The organism is Bradyrhizobium sp. TM102, assembly GCF_009176685.1.
GTDB lineage: Bacteria > Pseudomonadota > Alphaproteobacteria > Rhizobiales > Xanthobacteraceae > Bradyrhizobium > Bradyrhizobium ottawaense.
The window spans coordinates 3,448,358-3,466,051 of the sequence record NZ_AP021855.1; the positions used below are offsets into that span (position 1 = coordinate 3,448,358).

The 17,694-nt window shown below is 63.4% G+C and carries 16 protein-coding genes; all 16 read right to left on the reverse strand.

All coding sequences use genetic code 11. The features are described from left to right. Nucleotides 1–257: 257 nt before the first annotated feature. The gene (locus GDN70_RS16350; protein ID WP_152102786.1) at nt 258–2,483 is read right to left on the reverse strand and encodes a hypothetical protein; all 2,226 of its coding nucleotides are present in this window, start codon (nt 2,481–2,483) and stop codon (nt 258–260) included. 48 nt (nt 2,484–2,531) lie between these two features. Beyond that, nucleotides 2,532–4,820, reverse strand: a complete 2,289-nt coding sequence (locus tag GDN70_RS16355) for a hypothetical protein (protein WP_152102787.1) — start codon at nt 4,818–4,820, stop codon at nt 2,532–2,534. A 28-nt stretch (nt 4,821–4,848) separates the two neighbouring features. Next, nucleotides 4,849–5,829, reverse strand: a complete 981-nt coding sequence (locus tag GDN70_RS16360) for a lysylphosphatidylglycerol synthase transmembrane domain-containing protein (protein ID WP_028141031.1) — start codon at nt 5,827–5,829, stop codon at nt 4,849–4,851. Nucleotides 5,830–5,890: 61 nt separating this feature from the next. After that, nucleotides 5,891–6,466, reverse strand: a complete 576-nt coding sequence (locus tag GDN70_RS16365) for a WbuC family cupin fold metalloprotein (protein ID WP_049801999.1) — start codon at nt 6,464–6,466, stop codon at nt 5,891–5,893. Beyond that, complete coding sequence (locus GDN70_RS16370; RefSeq protein ID WP_028141029.1) at nt 6,444–7,109, reverse strand: class I SAM-dependent methyltransferase; 666 nt, start codon at nt 7,107–7,109, stop codon at nt 6,444–6,446. The genes GDN70_RS16365 and GDN70_RS16370 overlap by 23 nt, the downstream gene beginning before the upstream one ends. A 25-nt stretch (nt 7,110–7,134) precedes the next feature. Continuing rightward, nucleotides 7,135–7,527 carry an LIC12192 family sporadic carbohydrate cluster protein gene (locus GDN70_RS16375; RefSeq protein ID WP_018322238.1) on the reverse strand — a complete coding sequence of 131 codons (393 nt, stop codon included), beginning with the start codon at nt 7,525–7,527 and terminating at the stop codon, nt 7,135–7,137. Continuing rightward, on the reverse strand, nt 7,520–8,326 hold the full coding sequence (locus tag GDN70_RS16380; RefSeq protein WP_018322239.1) for a sporadic carbohydrate cluster 2OG-Fe(II) oxygenase: 807 nt from the start codon (nt 8,324–8,326) through the stop codon (nt 7,520–7,522). The genes GDN70_RS16375 and GDN70_RS16380 overlap by 8 nt, the downstream gene beginning before the upstream one ends. After that, nucleotides 8,323–9,441 carry a DegT/DnrJ/EryC1/StrS aminotransferase family protein gene (locus GDN70_RS16385; RefSeq protein WP_095426219.1) on the reverse strand — a complete coding sequence of 373 codons (1,119 nt, stop codon included), beginning with the start codon at nt 9,439–9,441 and terminating at the stop codon, nt 8,323–8,325. Before GDN70_RS16385 ends, GDN70_RS16380 begins: the two co-directional genes overlap by 4 nt. Further along, complete coding sequence (locus GDN70_RS16390; RefSeq protein WP_028141025.1) at nt 9,431–10,537, reverse strand: DegT/DnrJ/EryC1/StrS aminotransferase family protein; 1,107 nt, start codon at nt 10,535–10,537, stop codon at nt 9,431–9,433. Before GDN70_RS16390 ends, GDN70_RS16385 begins: the two co-directional genes overlap by 11 nt. Before the next feature lie 8 nt (nt 10,538–10,545). Then, nucleotides 10,546–11,505: a transketolase family protein gene (locus GDN70_RS16395; RefSeq protein ID WP_028141024.1), complete on the reverse strand. Its 960-nt coding sequence runs from the start codon at nt 11,503–11,505 to the stop codon at nt 10,546–10,548. 10 nt (nt 11,506–11,515) lie between these two features. Continuing rightward, nucleotides 11,516–12,364 (reverse strand): transketolase, encoded by an 849-nt coding sequence (locus tag GDN70_RS16400; RefSeq protein WP_080670094.1) that lies wholly within the window; start codon nt 12,362–12,364, stop codon nt 11,516–11,518. Beyond that, nucleotides 12,339–13,376: an aminoglycoside phosphotransferase family protein gene (locus GDN70_RS16405; protein ID WP_244625888.1), complete on the reverse strand. Its 1,038-nt coding sequence runs from the start codon at nt 13,374–13,376 to the stop codon at nt 12,339–12,341. The genes GDN70_RS16400 and GDN70_RS16405 overlap by 26 nt, the downstream gene beginning before the upstream one ends. After that, nucleotides 13,373–13,984, reverse strand: a complete 612-nt coding sequence (locus tag GDN70_RS16410) for a hypothetical protein (protein ID WP_240536481.1) — start codon at nt 13,982–13,984, stop codon at nt 13,373–13,375. Before GDN70_RS16410 ends, GDN70_RS16405 begins: the two co-directional genes overlap by 4 nt. A gap of 5 nt (nt 13,985–13,989) precedes the next feature. Further along, nucleotides 13,990–14,991 carry an NAD(P)-dependent oxidoreductase gene (locus GDN70_RS16415; RefSeq protein ID WP_028141020.1) on the reverse strand — a complete coding sequence of 334 codons (1,002 nt, stop codon included), beginning with the start codon at nt 14,989–14,991 and terminating at the stop codon, nt 13,990–13,992. Nucleotides 14,992–15,018: 27 nt separating this feature from the next. Continuing rightward, nucleotides 15,019–16,584, reverse strand: coding sequence for a PfkB family carbohydrate kinase (locus GDN70_RS16420; RefSeq protein ID WP_028141019.1), 1,566 nt, complete (start codon nt 16,582–16,584; stop codon nt 15,019–15,021). An 82-nt stretch (nt 16,585–16,666) separates the two neighbouring features. Further along, nucleotides 16,667–17,683: an SDR family oxidoreductase gene (locus tag GDN70_RS16425; RefSeq protein WP_095426287.1), complete on the reverse strand. Its 1,017-nt coding sequence runs from the start codon at nt 17,681–17,683 to the stop codon at nt 16,667–16,669. Between the last annotated feature and the right edge of the window lie 11 nt (nt 17,684–17,694).

A 17,694-nucleotide genomic window follows, 5' to 3' on the forward strand; every position in this document is an offset into this window, starting at 1 on the left:
AGCAGGTCTGGAATCGGCGTTCCGAGCCATTACGGCCCGCGGCTGGCAGCCATTGTACGGCTATATAGGGCCACAGCGTGCACCTCAATTGATAAGTTGAGATCCCCCACGCTGTCCGCCGGCATCTTATCCGATCGTCGGACTCGCGAAAAACAGAGCCGATTCGGCAGGATTTTGCGGTGACCATTCAGGATGGGGTCCGGCTTCGCGCGAAGACTCTTTTCCGCGCCGCGGTGGAGGCGGAAGCGCGCGGCCGCTCACTTTTCGGTAGAGTCTTGCCGCGACCGCCACGCCGCAAGCGTTGCGATACCATCCCAATAGTCTTTGCCTGGACCGGTCACGCGGCTGCGGTTCCGTAGCGCGGTGATTGCTGCAACCTGTTCGTCGCTGATTGGCGCTCCCAGGCCCTTCCAAGTCAGCAAGATGTAATCAGCTCCGACGTGGAGGACGTCCAGATTGCGCGGCATGCTGTCTGAATCAAAAAGCGGGCTTTGCCCATGCGCCCAGAAATCCAGCCGGTCGCCCTCTATGTAAAAGGCATTCACATTGTGGCGGCGTAGCGCGGCAATGCTGATTGGGGCGGGCCCAAGCAGGACGTCTCCATAATCGGGCAGAAACACCGGATGCAAGGTATCCACGACCCGGCCAGATGGCAGGAGAGGGGACTCGGCGCAGGTCGGCAGAAAACGCAAAGCGGAATTGACGGGGAGGATGTGCCAGTCAGCAGGGACGTGACTTGAAACCTCCCGACAGCGGCGTGGATCGAGGTCGTCAAAGGACGGGGAGGTGCCAACCAGGCCGATGCGACCGGTGACAAACGCCAAGGCGCCCTGCATGCGCACGCGCGTTATCTCGCCCTGCGACCTCGCAACCACAGTCGCGACAAGGGCCGCCAAACCGATCGTCACCATCGCAGAAGGCAGAGAGACGAGGCGAAGTTGCAACTGACGCCGCCGAAAGAGATCGGCGAGCGGCACGATGATTGAAATGGCAATGAGCGGAGTCGCGACCGATCGGAAGGCCAGCATGCGCTCCAGACTTCCATGTGAGGTGAGTGTGATCAGGCTGATGACAGCGAGCAGGCAGAGAGCGAGACCTACGACGAATGGGCCATTTCCTTGGGGGCGCCGTACTCTGAGCAAGGCTGCGCACGCGACAATGAAAGCCGGATATGTCCAGAAGTTCGTGCCAAAGAATAGGCTCCAGAGCACCTCCCGCAGGCGGCCGAAAGCAGCCACGATGTCGCGCATCGAGAATCCTGCATATTTGATGCCCTGCGCGTTGTTTACGTAGACCATGAGCTCCAGGCTCGAGATTTGACGAAAGCGCTCCACGTTGATGAGCGGCATGAACACGCCGATCGGATTGACCTCGGCGATGCCGAGATAGATCTGGTTGACCAGAAGGCTGAGAGCCGCTGTGCCAAGACCGATTGCGGCCACTCCGAGTGGCCGCACGATGCCGCGCGGGCCATGAGCGAACCAGCCGGCGCCCGCTCCCGCCATCAAGAAGGCCGTGGCGATGATCGCCGCCTGGGGGACCATGATGGCGATCGACATCACGGTTGGCACCAAGGCGCGGAAGATCACGCGGGCCTTGGTGGTGGCATAGAGCGGCCCTGCCCAACAGACGAACAGGAGGAAGGCGCCGGTCTCATAGTGAAAGCGCCCCGTCTCCAATCCGATGAAGCTCGACCACATTGCGATCAGGGCCGCGCATCCCGGCAATATCCAGCCGGTTGTCAGCCGCACCGCCATGCGATGGACCAGAGCCGCGATGGACAGCAAGTAGACGACCGAGAGGATTTGATGAGCCGTCGGACCACCGAAGCTCACGAGCAACATGTCGGCCCCGTGGCCGCGGCCGAGCAAGAACCAGAACAGCTTTGGCTGTTCGGGGTCGAGCCAGAGGGTGTGGCGGTTCTGCAGGTCAGCGAGGAGCGGAAGATAAAGTTGCGGGATATCACCGCGCGTCGCGTCGAGCACGACGCCCTTCACCAGCAGAAGCACGACGGCCGACAAACCGATTAGTCCAACCAGCAGCCACTCCGCAGCCGTAGATGGCATCCAACGGCCACGGGATGGACGCGCAAGGTGCCAGGCGATGATGCCCGTCAAGAATGGGATGGTGATCCACGGGAAGAGCAATCCCGCCGCACCGAGGCAAACGCCAATCAAGACGCACAGAGCAGCGCCGCCGAAGAACTGCAGCACGAGCAAATCGGCGGCGTCGAGGTCGTTGCCTTCGTCGAGCCGGTGAACGAGCAGGGCCCCCATTCCGACAAACGCAATAGCCACGTAGGGAGCGAGGACAGCGAGACACAAGCTGTTCCAGGCGACCAAGGGGCCGCCGCTGAAGAACTGGACCTCGGGAGGAACCTTGATCAGCAGGCCTAAGGCCGCGATGAGGAATGGAGCCGTCATCAAGCCGGCGCGCGCGCTTGTTCGCCAGCCTCCCCAAGACCTGCGTTTACCGGAATGCATGTAGATGTCTCCGCGGAGGATCGCTTTCCGCCGTCAAATCAGCAACCCTCAGCGGCATTTGGACAACTGATCGAGAATCGCGAGGTCTCTTGGCTTGCCGTCTGGTGGCAACTGGTGCCTCACCACCTCAAAGGGCTCGACACCGTAAGCCATTCGATAAATATCCTTCGATCTCGTCCTCAGCGTCGAGATTGCCGCTGCCGTTTCCGGAGTCAATGGCTGATCACCAGCCCGCCACGTCAATAGCCAGTAATGCGGAGTCTCGGCGCGAACCGCAAAACGTCTCGCCAGTTCTTCTTTCTGGAAGAGGTCTGAGAACCCATTCAGCCAAAAATCGCAATTCTCCCTCTGGACGTAGAAGAGATTCACCCCCAACGCGCGAAGCGTGGCTTGCGCCGTATCGGCAGTCCCCAGCGCGACCTTCTTGAAATCGCGCGCGACATCGCTCTGATAGGTATGAATGACCTTGCCTCGCGTGAGGAGCGGCGAGAAATAGCATGGCACCAACGCGCGATAGCCGTTGAGAGGCAAAATGCGCTCAGACCCCGTCGATTGCTGCAGTTCGTCACAGCGCTGCCAGTCCAGGCTGACACGGGGCAACTGGCGAAGGGGCCGCCCGGTCACAAAGGCGAGGGTCCCGTCGTCCCTGAAGCTCTGCCAGGGATAGGAAAGGGTTGTCCAGGCGCAGGAGATCAGGAGCGCCAGAAGGGCCACATGAGGCGCGTAGCGCCCGGGGGACCAGGTTGAGGCCAACCGCCGCACGACAACCAGTGCCCAACAGGCGATGGCCACGGTCGCCAGCGGGAATAGCGCGGTGACATGAACGGATAGCCTGATCAGGCTCGGAATATTCAGCGTCATATCCAGAAGCCGGACGCTGGCTACGTAGGCGATGATGATCAAGAGCCCCGCAGCATTGAACGACATTCGCGACTTCGAGGCGCCGGAGCGATCCGGAAACAGCTTCGAGTCGATGTAAGCCACGGTGCAAGTTGCCGCCGCGAGAGCAATGGCAACGAGGAGAACGGACCTGACCTGCTTGAAGAAGGCGAACAACCCCGCCTTGCTGAGGAAGTCGCTGACCTCCAGCGACTGCGCCAGCACGAAATAGTCGAGAATATCGAGGCTTCCGAATTGTGAGAAACGCTCGACCGATGCGGCGCCCCGGAACAGCGAATACGGGTTGGTGGCCGGGATTCCGAGGTAGAGATAATTGACGGAGAAGGCCAATATGCACCCGGCGATCGCTCCGACCCCGAGCAGCACGCCGGTCATGACGCCGGACAGGTCGCGCTGAAGCGCCTTGGTGAGCACTCCCAACGCCGAAATCAAAAAGACGAACGCGGCGTAGAGCGGATAGGAAGCCGCGACGGCAAAGGCGCAAATGCCGGCGGCGAGCCTGTCTCGACTTTGGGAAGAGCGGATGACGACCAGCAGGAAATAGACGAAGAATGCCGCTGTCTGAAGGTGGTACTTTCCAAACTCCATGATGTGGAGGCCGGGTGTAACGGTCGGCACCGTCCTCGGCCAAGCAAGCCCGAGAATTGCCAGGCCGAGTGCGATCGGGATCGCAGCTTCTTCGCACCGGCGTCCGAAAGCCTTGAATGGAAGAACGAGGCGGGCGAGTTCGAAAATGACAGCGCCGATCCCGACGAAATAGAGAAACGAAATGATCTGGGCGACGTGGGGCGGCAGGAACGTCGCCAGCAACAGGTGCAGCCCGTTTCCGTGACCGATCTCGAAGTCGGAGAAGATGGGATTGTCGGCCGCAAGCCAGATGCTGTGATTTCTCGCGACCTCCGCCAGATACGGGGCGTAGAGCTGTTGAACGTCGGTCGAAATGACATCGGGTATGATGGCGCGGTCGAGGAACACCGTCGCCAGAAGCCAAAGACCCAGCAGCGATGTTGCGATCAGCGGCAAGGTCACCGCGGGTTTCTGCGGCTTCCGAAAGCTGCGGCTGTCCCACAGCAGCACCGCGATCGCAAATCCGAGAACGATTTGTGGGTACAGGATGGAAAGAGCGCCGAGTCCAAATCCCGTCAAGATGAGCGTGGCCGCGCCGACAAAGAACTCGTCGACGCGCTGAGTGGGTTCGTGCCTGATGAGCGAGAATGTCAGGCGGCCGGTCGCCATGATGAACCAGCCGAGATACGGCGTCAGGACGATCCAGGCGAGGACGTAAAATCGCGTTGTCCAGCCACCGTCAAATAGCAGCGTTCGATAAGTGCCGTCGCGGTTCAGGCACCAGATGGAAAGAGCGGCCGGCGCGAAAATGAGCGCGCGCCACGACCATGTCTCGACGATGGTACGAAAACGCACCTCGGCAGATGTCATCGCATGGTCTTGTCCGGCGTTGCCCATGCTAGACCGGCGCTGCATCGGTTCGTTCGGCGATGGCCCGCGCCTCCTCAGGGCTGAAGCCGGTGCGCTCGGGCGCGATCAGCCATACCAGCCCGCCGAACAGCCCGACGATCAGGCCGCCAAGACCCAGCAGGACCGATATCGCGAGCGCCTTGTCGGATGCGATCCCGGCGAGGCCAAGCGCAGCGACCATCGCGCCTTCGCGCACGCCCCAGCCTCCGATCGAGATGGGGACCGCGGAAGACAGGATGACGAGCGGGACCAGCACGAAGGCGTCAAGTGCGGTGAGGGGCGCCTCCAGTCCGATCGCGAGGACATAGCAGGTCGCAACGGTGATCAGGTGGACGACAATGGCTGATACGATCAACATTGCCCGCCCTCCGGCCGCCAGCAACGGAGCCCTGACCAGCATCGCGAATTGCACGATCCTGGCCGGCACGGCCGCGATCAAGCGTGGCGGCCACCGGTCCAGCGTCGCCAGGGCGATTGCGCCGAGGCATGCAGCCGCCAGAACGGTCACGATCGCGAAAAGGAGTGAGTTGTCGTGGACGCGAGGCAGCAGGAACGGCATTCCCGCCAGGACGATGAGACCGAGCGCCAGCAGCGCCAGGAAGCGATCGGCCACGATGCTGCCGATCGTCTGCGACCATTGCACGCCATTCCGCCGCAGCATCCAGATCCGGACCGCGTCACCGCCCGCGGGTAGCACCTGATTGAAAAAGGTGCTGATGATCAGAATGCGCCAGCCGGCCAGCCATCTCAGGGGCACGCTCATGGCGCGGAGGATCAGGATCCAGCGGTGGCAGAGAATGAAGGTCTGGGCGAACAGCAGCAACACAGCAAGCGCCAGCATGTTCAAGTTGACGGCGAGAAGATCGGCTTTCAGGGACGACAAGTCCTGGCTGCGCAAGAGCAATACCAGGATCCCGATCGACACCGCGAACTTGACCAGGGTAACCAGTGCTTTTGCAGGCGGCTTCATCGTCTGGTTTCGTCCTCGATCATTCACGGCGGGATCGTCGAGCAGCGATAGGGGTCGAAATTTACCGTCTCGCCAGATGCTCCACGGCGAGCGCACCAATCCGCGTGACGTAGTCGTGGACCTCGGCAGCGTCGCCGCCATCCGGGGCCCAGTCGGGAAATGCCGTGCGTGAGGGATCGAACGGGCCGGCGGTGGTTTCGTGGAACACCAGCCATTCCGAGGTGATCAGGATCGAGTGGAAGACCTTTTCGGGCATCCGGTAATAGCAGCGCTTGCCCTGGCCGTAGGGCGCCATCTCGAGGACGTCGCGAATGCGGCCATCATCCTCGAAGATCACGACCTGCGCAGTGCCCTCGATCACGTGAAACGATTCAGGTTTGCCAAAATGCTTGTGGGGCCGGACATAGGCCTCGCGATGATGCACGATCAGCATCTCGTGCAGGCTGGACGCGGGATCGGGGTGCGTGCACAGCCGGCTGCGCAGACGCGGGTTGCCGGCGGCGATGCGTTTCAGCTCCGCGATCGTGGCGTCATCCGCCGTGACGATGGCGTCGTCCGAATAATACACTTCCGGATTTTGCGCGCGTAGCGACGTCGGCCGGCGCAGGCCGGCTTCATTCGAAGAAGATGAACCCATGGTCGCCCCGATAGCCGCATTTGTCGTAGATCCACGCCCAGGTTTCCGGGCCGTGGAAGCTCAGGCAGGTGAGCTGCCAGTAGAGGAGATTCGCCTTCTCGCGCTCGTTGCGGAACGATTCCACCATCAGATATTTCGAGGTGCCGCGCCCGACGCGCTCGATCTCCGACACCGCGCGGAACACGTCCTCGAGCGGAAGGTTGTGCAGCACGCCGAGCGACACCACGAGGTCGAAGCTGTGATCGGGGTAGGGGAGCTCGACGGCGCTGCCGACCTTCAGCAGCGGCCGCACCTCCTCCTTGGCGTTGGCGATGCCGTAGTCGGAGATGTCGATGCCGGCGATCCTGAGGTCGGGGACAAGCTGGCTGAACTCGTAGAGCAGGTAGCCCTTGCCGCAGCCGACGTCGAGCACGCTCATGCCGGGCTTGATGCCGTAGCGATCGATCAGGGTCTGGGCGAGCGGGCGCCAGCGTCCGTCATAACGATAGCCGCCATAGCCGTAGCGCCGGTCGCCGTCCCAGTAGTCCTGCCCCCATTGCCGCGCGACGGTGGCGGATTCCGCCTTGTCGTGCTCGACCACGCGCTGAACGTAGTTCCGCCTGGTCGATGCGTGCATCGGTTGGAGCAGGTTGATCTCGCTCATGGGGCCCAACCGGTCCGCGGCATCGTCACAGGATGGTGGCGTATTTATTGACCAGCAGGATGTCCTCGACGGCCTGGATGTCCTTCTGCGACGACAGCGTGATCTCCTCGACGGCGGCGTGGAGGTCGCAGCCCTCGCGCAGCACGCGGTCGTAGATCTCCCGTCGCCGTGCCTCGTCGGGCGGCAGCATGAAGATGCTGTAGAGGATCAGGCCATTCAGGCGAGGCAACTCGTCCAGGATGTCCTCGAGCACCATGTAGCTGCCGGGCATGATGTGCTCGACGGCACTGAGCAGAAATTGCAGGTTCTTGCGCCGCGCGTAGTCGCGGATCACGATGTTCTGGACGTGCTGCGGGGTGCGGCTGCCGTTCAGCGGCCGCGCGCCGATATAGCCGCGATGGCCGGCTCGCTCAGCCATGGAAGCCCCCTGGGAGCTTGTATTGCATGCCGACCCGCGTCGCCGGGCGCAGCAGGATCGGTTCGAAGAACTCGCCGAAGCGCTTATCCGCGTAGGGCGACATGATGCTCTTGAAGCGGCAGTTCATGCTCCAGCGCGTGCCGGGCTCCTCGTTGACACGATTGCCGTGCATCAGGGTCTGGTTGAACAGCATCACGTGACCGTAGGGGATCTCGATGAAGGTCGCGTGCGGCTTGATCGTCTTGTACAGCTCCTCGGCGCTGCGCAGGCTTGCCATCCGGTCCTGCATATCGCCGTTCAGCGACGGCGGCAGCAGATACATCGCCTTGGTGTGGTGGACGTCCACCAGCGGCACCCACACCACGACCTCGAACGGCGAGTCGCCCGACCAGACATCGGAATGGGTGGCGAGCAGCGAGGAATCGTCGCCGGGCATCTGGATGCTGAGATTGACGCGGCGCTGCATGCAGAGCTCGTTGCCGACGATGGTCTCGATCGTCGAACGCGCCAGGCGGAAATAAGTCGGCCGGAACCACGGCTCGGCGTTGAGGCCGTTGAAGACGTGCAGCCGCAGGCCGTTGAGATCGTCCACGCTCACCCGGGTGTGGATGCTGTCCAGCATCGCATAGGGATCGTTGCTGTGCGGCAGCTTGAGATAATCGGCCGCCAGCTCGGCGGCGCGCCGCTGGATGCGGTCGAGGCCTGCACGATCGTCGGCAGGCGTGGTGACGAAGCCGTTGTCGATGAAGCGCTGCGCCAGCGCCTGCTCATCGGCCTGAAGGAAGTCCGTATCCGTCATGCAAAATACTCCCGGGCGGTCGCGCAGATATAGCTGATATCGGCGGCCGACAGGAACTGGTTGATGGGAAGCGTGAGGATCTGGTCTGCCTGCCGCTCGGTCACCGGGAACGCGCCGCGGCCTTGACCCAGATGCGCCGCCGCCGGCTGCAAATGGATCGGGACCGGATAATGGATCGCGGTCTCGATGCCCTTGTCGGCCAGATATTTCTGGAAGTCGTTGCGGCGGTCGGTCTGCACCACGAAGGTGTGGAAGGTGTTGAACTCGATGTTGCGGCAGGGCGGAATGAACAGAGGAAGCCCTGCGAGCTCGGCGCGGTATTGCGCGGCGTTGCGCCGCCGACGCTCGATCACGGAGGGCAGGTGACGCAGGCGAATGCGCAGCACCTCGGCCTGCAGCGTGTCGAGCCGTGATACGATGCCCCACTCCTGGACGTCACTGCGGTTGATGAGGCCGTGATTGCGCAGCCGGCGGATTCTTGCGGCGAGCTCGGCGTCGGCAGTGACGAGGAAGCCGGCATCGCCCGCGGCGTTGAGATTCTTCAAGGGGTGGGCGGAGAAGCAACCGAACGTGCCGATGGTGCCGCTCATCCGCCCGTCATAGGTCGAGCCGACCGCCTGGGCGCTGTCCTCGATCACGGCGAGCGCGTGCTTGTCCGCGATCGCCATCAGCGGGGTCATGTCGGCCATGCGCCCGGTCAGGTGTACCGGCATGATCGCCTTGGTGCGCGGCGTGACGGCCGCCTCGACCGCGGCCGGATCGATGTTCTGGTCCGGCAGCACGTCCGCAAAGACAGGCGTGGCGCCGACCGCGATGATCGCGGCGGTCGAGGCCACGAACGAATTCGGCGGGGTGATCACCTCGTCGCCGGGACCGATGTCGAGCGCCCGCAAGGCGAGGATCAGCGCGTCGGTGCCGGAATTCAGCGTCACGACATGGGGCGAGCCGAGATAGGCGGACAATTCCTCCTCGAGCTTTCCGACCGCCGCCCCGCCGATGAAATCGCCGCGCTGGAATACGCCTTCCACCGCCTGCATGATCTCGGTGCGCTCTTCCTCGAACTGGGCGGGAAGATTGACGTAACCGATGCGCCGGCGGCCGGTGTCAGCGTCCATGGCAGAACTTCCTGACGGTCTCGATGACGCGGTCCTGCTGTGCGCGCGTCAGATGCTGGTCGACGGGGAAGCTGATGACTTCCTTGGCGTGGCGATCGGTGACCGGGAAGGTGCCGGGCGCGTAGCCGAGATGCTTGAGGCCTTCCTGCTGATACAGCGGGATCGGATAGTGGATCTTGGCCTCGATGCCGTTGTCCAGGCAGTATTGGTAGAGCTCGTCGCGGCGTTCGGCGAACACCATGTAGAGATGGTAGACGTGCTTCACGTTGGGCCGGCGCGGCGGAACGCGCAGGCCGGGCAGGCCGGCAAGGCCCGCGTCGTAATAGGCCGCGTTCTCGATCCGGCGCCGCGTGATCTCGCTGGTCTGGCCGATCAGCCAGTTGCCGACGACGGCCTGCAGGGAATCGAGCCGCGAATTGCAGCCGAGGATCGCGATCTCGTCGCGGTTCTTCATGCCGTGGTTGCGGATCAGGCGGAGCTTCTCGTTCATGCCGTCGTCATTGGTGACGACGACGCCGGCATCGCCCCAGACGTTGAGGTTCTTGAGCGGATGCAGGGAGAAGCCGGCGGCGATGCCGTGGGTGCCGGAACGCTTGCCGGCGAACTCCGACAGGATGCCCTGGCAGGCGTCCTCGACGACGGGAAGGTTATGGCGCTGCGCGATGGCCATCAGCTTGCCCATGTCGGTGACCTCGCCGGTCAATTGAACCGGCATGATCGCCTTGGTCTTCTTGGTGATGGCGGCTTCGACCTGGTCGACGTTCATGCAGAAGGAATCGTCGCAGTCGACCAGCACCGGGGTGGCGCCGGTTTCCGCGATCGCGCCGACGGTGGCGATGAAGGTGTTGGCGGCGGTGATGACCTCGTCGCCATGGCCGATGCCGAGCGCCTTGAGCGGCAGCTTGAGTGCGTCGGTGCCTGATCCGACGCCGATGGCGTGACGCACGCCGATCAGTTCGGCAAAGCGCTTCTCGAATTCGGCGACGGGCTTGCCAAGGGTGAAGTCACCGGTCGCGACCAGCCGGCCGATCTCGGCCAGGATCGGGGCGGGGTCGGAGAATTGCTCGAGCAGATAGGAATATCGAACGTCGTACATGTGACCCGTCAGGTGGAATGGAGTTGAGGAGCGGAGGTGCGCGACGCCGCGAGCGCGTGCTCGATCGAGGTCGCAATGGCGTTGGGCGCGAGGCCGTGCTTCTTCAGCAGCGAGTCCTGCGAGCCGTAATTGTGCATGAAGCGGTCCGGCAGCGACAGCCGCAGCATCGCGGGCAGGCCGGAGCCGAGCTTGTCGATCAGCGTCTCCGCAACCGCACTGCCGAGGCCTCCGGAGGGCACGTGCTCCTCCAGCGTTGCCACGAGCTTGATGCCGCGGATCGCTTGCAGCAGCGCTTCGGTGTCGAGCGGCTTCACCGTATGCATGTGCAGGATGCCGGCGCGAATGCCTTGCGCGGCCAGCAGGTCGGCTGCGGCGATGGCGCGCTGGAGCATGATGCCGGTGGTCACCATGAGGACGTCGCCCGGCGGGCGCATCAGGATGGCCTTGCCGATCTCGAAGCCGTGCTCGGCCTTCGAGACGATGGCATCACCGCCCTTGCCGAGCCGGATGTAGATCGGTCCGGTCCAGTCGAGCGTCTTGTCCATCATGCGCGCGGCCTCGTCGGCGTCGCATGGGCAGACCACCGTCATGTTCGGCAGCGCCCTCATGATGGCGATGTCCTCGATCGCCTGGTGGGTGGGGCCGAGCGGCGCGTAGACGAGCCCGCCGCCATTGGCGATCAGCCGCACCGGCAGATTGTGCAAACAGAGATCGACGGCCACCTGCTCGTAGCAGCGGCGGGTGAGGAAGGTCGCGATGGTATTGACGTAAGGCACGAAGCCTTCCATCGCGAGGCCGGCCGACATGCCGATGATGTGCGCTTCCGAAATGCCCTCGATCAGATGGCGCTTGGGAAACTCCTTGCTCATCGCACGCAGCGTGCCGGCGCCGGGATCGGAGCCGATGTAAAGCACACGCTCGTCGCGCGCGGCGAGCTTGTGGACCATGTTCATCGCGGTGTTGCGCATGGGGAGCCGATCAAAAATCGCCGACGGCGACGCGGATGGCGTCGAGCTCGCTGTCGGACAGCTTGTTCTTGTGATGCCAGTCGGCGTTGGATTCTGCGGGCGGCAGACCCTTGCCCTTGACGGTATGGCAGATCACCGCGGTGGGCTTGCCCGGCACGGCCGGGACCTGCTTCAGGACGGTGCGCAGGGCGCCGACGTCGTGGCCGTTGAGCTCCTGCACGGCAAAGCCGAAGCTGCGCCATTTGTCCGCAAGCGGCTCCAGCGGCAGCACGTAGTCGGTGGGCCCATAGCTCTGGAGCTTGTTGTAGTCGATCATCGCAACGAGGTTGTCGAGCCCGTGCTTGGCCGCGCCCATGGCGGCCTCCCACACCGATCCTTCGTTGATCTCGCCGTCGCCGAGCAGCACGAAGGTCCGGTAATTGCGCTCGCGCATGCGGGCGGCGAGCGCAAGGCCGACGCCGATCGACAGGCCGTGTCCGAGCGCGCCGGTCGATGCCTCGACACCCGGCACCATGCCGTATTCGGGATGTCCGCCCAAGATACTGTCGGAGCCGCAGAAGCCGTCGAGCTCCGACAGCGGGAAGAAGCCGCGATCGGCGAGCAGCGCGTAGAGCGCCAGGCACCCGTGCCCCTTGCTGAGGATCGCGCGGTCGCGTTCCGGATCGCGCGGGTTGTTCGGATCGATCCGCAGGATGTCGTCGTAGAGCACGCGGACCATTTCGATCAGCGACAGGGCCGGACCGACATGGCCGCGTCCTGCGGAGCGAACAGAACCAAGGACCAGGCGGCGCAAATAGAGACTGCGCTCGTCCAGCGTGCAGGTGAGGGCGGCTTCAGCGTGGGGTGAGATCTGGATCACGTTGGCAAATCGTTTGATGAAGCCGGCGTGCTTTGTCGAGCTGACCGGCAAGGCGGACCGTCAGATCGCCACCTTGCGCAGCCAAGGCGCGCCGGGAGCGGCTTTCGGGCAAATAGGCATTCAGGACAATCAGGCACCAGATCGCCCCGAACACAGGATACAGTACGTCACGGCGGATCGCAAACGCGTCATCCCTAGCCGCAAAGGCTTGCGTGAGGCGTTCGATGAGGCGATTCGCGCTTGTTGCGGGCAGATCGCTGCCGGGGTGGATCGCGGTATCGGACAGCAGTTTGACCGGATCGTCCCACCCGAAATATTCGAAGTCGATGAAGCGCAGGCGGCCGTCTTCGCCGCGCAGCGCGTTGTGCAGTCCGAAATCGGACGGGCTCAATGCGCGATGCGCGGGCAGAAGATCCGCTGCGGGATCCCGCCCCAGTTCCGCATAACGTTGGCGGAGCCTTCGGATGGCGACGGCCGTGCTGGGAACCAGGCTGCCGTCGATGAACGTACGCAGCTCGGGGTGATCCTGCGACTCGCGCGTCAACCCGTCGAGGCGCTGCTCGTACTGGGCGATGGCTTCCTCGGGTGAAAAGATGCTGGCTGACGCATTGCGCAAGGTCTGCGCACCTTCGGCGTCGCGCAGCTTCTGTAATTCGATCAGGAAATCGGCCAGCTGGTCGGCATCGTCGCCCCGGGGACGCAGCACCGCCGCGTCACCGTCGAACCATTGATACAGCGCGCAGAACGCATCCGCGTCCTTTGCAATCGGCCGCGGCGTCGATGTAATCCCATGGCGCGACAGAAACGTCAGCGCGTCATATTCCTGTCCCAGCCGGTCGCGCCCGTCGGACGGATAATGCTTGAGGGCGAGGGGTGGACCCTCCGCCATCTCCAGCCGAAACACCCTGTTGTTGCCGCCGGACCGCGCCGGGTGGGCGGCCGCGACCGTTGCTCCGGCAAGGCGGCTGCCGATCGAGATCGCATCCGCTGCGCTGATGTCGGGCTCGCTCATGCCGCAAACACCTCGTCGCGGATGCCGGCCCATGTCGCGATCGGCGTGCAATGTTCGGGGTGCGGGGACTGCGAACGCGTGAACAGGATCGATCGCGTGTCCTTCGGGAAATGCGGCTGCTCGAAGACCTCGACGAGATCGTCGATGAAGATGTCCAGCTCCAGGCTCGCGAGCCTGTCGACCTTGGCCGCCATCGTGTCCTCGAAATAAACATCGCCGCTGGCCACTGCCGCCTCCGCAGCGTCGATGAGGCCGGCGCCACGCAGCCAGCCGCGTGCGGCCTCGCGCAGGTCGGTATGGTCGGGGTCCTGATGGCCAAATCGGGTCTTGTGGCTGACGATGTACACCCTGGCGCCGGCCTGTCTGCACGCCGCGAGGAATTCGCGCACGCCCGGATAAATTTCGGCGCCGCCAATGCCCTTGCCGTAGACGAAGCCTTGCAGGCCTTGCCAGGCGAGTTCGCCACCCGTGCGGGATCGCAAGAGATCCCGCACATCGTTCTTCAGCCCCTCCCAGCCCTCCGGCACCAGGTCGCGCTGACGCGCCGCGGCGGCAAAGACCTTGTCGTAGCAGATGATCGTGTTGTCGAAATCGATGCCGATCCGCACGCCGCTCACTTCAGGCTGATGTTCTGCATCATCTTGATGTTGAAATACCGGGGATCGTTGAGCGAGTTCGGCAGGCGGCCGGACCTGAAGGCGTCCACGAGGCCGGACACGGCCTGCTCGATCGTGTGCGTCGGTGCAAATCCGAGTTCGCGGCGGATCTTCTCCGAGGAGACGTGGTAGGAGCGCAGATCGTCGGTCGGCTCGACGGCGACCTCGACGTTGTTTCCGACCACCGATTTGACGATGTCGGCGATCTTCATCAGCGAGTGGTTCTCGTAGCCGATATTGTAGGTCTTGCCGTCGATCTTCGCGTCATCCTGCTGCAGCAGGAACAGATAGGCCGCCGACATGTCCTCGATGTGCAGATTGGGCCGCTTCTGCGTTCCGCCGAACACGCGGATGCGGCCGGTGTTGACCGCGAGGTTGGTCAGGATGTTGACCACGACGTCGAGCCGCTGCCGCGGTGCATAGCCGCAGACGGTGGCGGGACGAACCGTGCAGGTGACGAAGCCGGCCGCGGCCTCTTCGGCGAGGTCGGTCTCGCACATCGCCTTGAACTTGGAGTAGTCCGTGAGCGGCTCGCAGGACAGTTCCTCGGTCACCTCGGCCTCGTCCTTGATGCCGTAGACGCTCGAGGAGGAGGCGTAGATGAAGCGCTTGATGCCGGCCTTCTTCGCGGCGCGCACCATCGGACGGAAGCAGTCGTAGTTGATGGACTTGCCGAGCCCCGGATCGAGCTCGAACGAGGGATCGTTGGAGATGCAGGCGAGGTGGATCACCGCATTGTTGCCGCGCAGGGCCTCGTTGATCGCGGCCTCATCGCGGATGTCGCCCTTGATCAGGCGAAGGTTCGGATTGTTGCGAACCGCGTCGAAGACGGATTCGCCATACATGAACAGGTCGAGCACCGTGACCTTGTGGCCCGCTGCCAGCAACTGGGGAACCAGCACGCTGCCGACATAGCCGGCGCCGCCGGTGACCATCACGTTCCATTTCTGATCAATCACTGTCGTTCTCCAGATTTCCGGTTCGCGTTACTTCAACAACGCGGTGACGAATTTGACCAGCGGCGCCTTTTCGACCGAGTTGCGGTGACCGACGATGCCGACCTTGATCGCGCCTGCCGCGTTGCCGATGAAGGCGACGTCCTCGATATTGCCGCCGGCCGCCACCAGCGGCGCCGTGATCGTCAGGAAGGCATCGCCGGCGCCGACCGTGTCGACGACGGTCTTGGTGAAAGCGGGCACGCGCGCGACGCCGGTCTTCGACGAGAATGGGTAGCAGCCGAAGGAGCCGTGCGTGATGATCATGTTGTCGCAATCGATCTTGCCGTGCAGGCGATTCTCGATCACCGACGCGATGTCGCTGAACTTGTCGGTCGCGGCCAGCCGCGCTTCCGGCGCGTCGATGCAGACGTAATCGGCTCGCGGATATTTCGTGATCAGATTGTAGCCGTGGTTTCCGCTGTTGCTCTGGGCGTTGACCGCCAGGAACTTGGAGTTCGCGATGAGCGTGTCGATGGTGCTGGACGCGATCATGCCGTGACCGAAATCGGTGACGATCACCACGTCTCCGCCACGAACGCGCTCGGCGGTGATTCGGTCGATCTCCTTGCGCTCGGCCTCGTCGAGCGGCGTGTCGTCCATGGTGTAGACTTCGAAGAGCTTGTGCAGATAGCCCATCTCGACGTACCGCAATTTGCGGGTCGTCGGTCGGCCCTGAATGCGGATCGGCGTCAGCGTGACATTCGGGCGGACATGCGCGCGAATGAACTCCTCGGGGTAGTCGTTGCCGCCCAGCGTCGTGACGATCTCCACCGACTTGCAGAAGCTCGCCACGTGATTGGCCGCGGCAATGACGCCGCCGGCAAATTGCTCGCCATTCTTGAGCAGAGTGGCGACGATGTTCTCCTTCGAAGCCTTCCCGAGCGCCGTGACGTACTGGTATTCGTCGATGATGGTATCGCCGACCAGCACGACGTGCATGTCCTGGATCTTGTCGATCAGCTTCAGCAGGCGTTCGGCGCCGCCACCTTCGCGTACCTTCTGGAGGTAGTCGCGCAGGGGGGGGTCGTAGATGTCGAAATAGCGGTTCAGCAGCGACGACGAGCTGAAGGTGACGTCGCGCGTGAAGACGATCCGTCCGCCATGACGTTCGACGGCCTCGCGCTCGGTGGCGATCTTGCCGGTGACGTCATCCTCGGGATTCTCGTAGTCCGAGCCCTTCACGTAGGTGTCGGGGCGCACGGTATCGAGGACCGGCTCGGCGCTGGAGGTCCGGTTGATGCCGACCCAGTCGACCGTGCCGAGCGCGGCCAGCATCTCGGCGCGCATGTTTTCCGGAAAGATCGGCCGTCCCGGGCCCTTGTTGACGAAACGGTCGGCGGTGATGGTCACGATGACCACGTCGGCCTCGTTGCGCGCCGCCAGGATGTGCCGGACGTGGCCGAGATGCACCAGATCGAACACGCCGTGGCAGAGCGCGACGGTCAGGCCCTTGGCCTGCGCGGCGCGCGCAATCTCGCCCAGTTCCTCGATCGTCCTGATCTTGTCGTGCGGTGCCGGATGGCCGGTCGGCTTGTCTGTCGCAGCATTACCCATGTGGATTACCCAAAGCGCCGGCAGGTCTCAGATGGCCGGCCTGAAATGATCGACTCGCAGCAACGATATCCAACGAGCCTGTTCAAGAGCTTGCCTTCTGCGGTGAGCCGTCGTCGTCACCGAGATATTTGAACCAGTCCTTGGTGGCGTCGGCGATCTTGTCGACCGTCCACAAGGGCGCGTCCTTGTACTGATCCATCGACTTCAGCATCGTCGCGACGCCGTCCTCGAATTTCACCTTCGGCGTCCAGTTCAGGACCCGTTTGATTTTGGTGATGTCGGCGTAGGTGCAATCGGGCTCGCCCGGACGCTTGGGAATATGGACCTTGTCGCCGCCGAGAAGCTCGACCAGCCGGTTGACGCTGTAGGTGTTGTCCGAGCCGACGTTGAATATCTCGTGCGAGATATCGGAGCGCGCGGCGGTGACGAAGGCGTCCGCGACGTCGCTGACGAAGGTGAAATCGCGCGTCTGCTCGCCGTCGCCGACCACCGTGAAGGGCTTTCCGGCAAGCTTCTGCGCCATGAACACCCCGAACACGGCGCCGTAGGTGCCGGTGGTGCGATGGCGCGGCCCGTACACGTTGAACAGGCGCAGCGCGACCGCAGGCAGCTTGTAGACCTGGCACCAGTGCATGACGCACTGCTCGCCGAGATTCTTGGTAAGCGCGTAGGGATACATCGGCCGAATCTCGGCGCTCTCCGGCGTCGGATAGACGTCGGGAATGCCGTAACAGGACGACGAGGCGGCGTAGACGAAGCGCTTGACGCCCGCGTGCCGCGCCGCTTCGAGGACGTTGACCGTGCCGTCGACATTGGCGCGATGATACGGGATCGGGGACTCGATCGAGGGAACGATGTCGGCCAGCGCCGCCAGATGGAAGACCCAGTCGATACCGTGGAAATACGGCTTGATCGACTCGAGATCGGTGACGTCGGCCCGGACGACTTTCAACTGGCTCGAACCGGCGCGTGCGGCCAGATTTTCGGGGCGACCGATCACGAAATTATCGAGCGCGATGACCTCGTGGCCGTCGTCGAGGAGACGATCGACGAGGTGACTTCCAATGAAGCCGGCGCCGCCAGTAACGATGCATTTCATGAGGAACATCC

Bases quoted from the DNA above. Each gene is read 5' to 3' on its own strand.
- GDN70_RS16375 (WP_018322238.1), bottom strand. From the start codon at position 7,527: ATGGCTGAGCGAGCCGGCCATCGCGGCTATATCGGCGCGCGGCCGCTG.
- GDN70_RS16380 (WP_018322239.1), bottom strand. From the start codon at position 8,326: ATGACGGATACGGACTTCCTTCAGGCCGATGAGCAGGCGCTGGCGCAG.
- GDN70_RS16420 (WP_028141019.1), bottom strand. From the start codon at position 16,584: ATGGGTAATGCTGCGACAGACAAGCCGACCGGCCATCCGGCACCGCAC.
- GDN70_RS16350 (WP_152102786.1), bottom strand. From the start codon at position 2,483: ATGCATTCCGGTAAACGCAGGTCTTGGGGAGGCTGGCGAACAAGCGCG.
- GDN70_RS16360 (WP_028141031.1), bottom strand. From the start codon at position 5,829: ATGAAGCCGCCTGCAAAAGCACTGGTTACCCTGGTCAAGTTCGCGGTG.
- GDN70_RS16425 (WP_095426287.1), bottom strand. From the start codon at position 17,683: ATGAAATGCATCGTTACTGGCGGCGCCGGCTTCATTGGAAGTCACCTC.
- GDN70_RS16385 (WP_095426219.1), bottom strand. From the start codon at position 9,441: ATGGACGCTGACACCGGCCGCCGGCGCATCGGTTACGTCAATCTTCCC.
- GDN70_RS16395 (WP_028141024.1), bottom strand. From the start codon at position 11,505: ATGCGCAACACCGCGATGAACATGGTCCACAAGCTCGCCGCGCGCGAC.
- GDN70_RS16355 (WP_152102787.1), bottom strand. From the start codon at position 4,820: ATGACATCTGCCGAGGTGCGTTTTCGTACCATCGTCGAGACATGGTCG.
- GDN70_RS16370 (WP_028141029.1), bottom strand. From the start codon at position 7,109: ATGAGCGAGATCAACCTGCTCCAACCGATGCACGCATCGACCAGGCGG.
- GDN70_RS16390 (WP_028141025.1), bottom strand. From the start codon at position 10,537: ATGTACGACGTTCGATATTCCTATCTGCTCGAGCAATTCTCCGACCCC.
- GDN70_RS16405 (WP_244625888.1), bottom strand. From the start codon at position 13,376: ATGAGCGAGCCCGACATCAGCGCAGCGGATGCGATCTCGATCGGCAGC.
- GDN70_RS16365 (WP_049801999.1), bottom strand. From the start codon at position 6,466: ATGGGTTCATCTTCTTCGAATGAAGCCGGCCTGCGCCGGCCGACGTCG.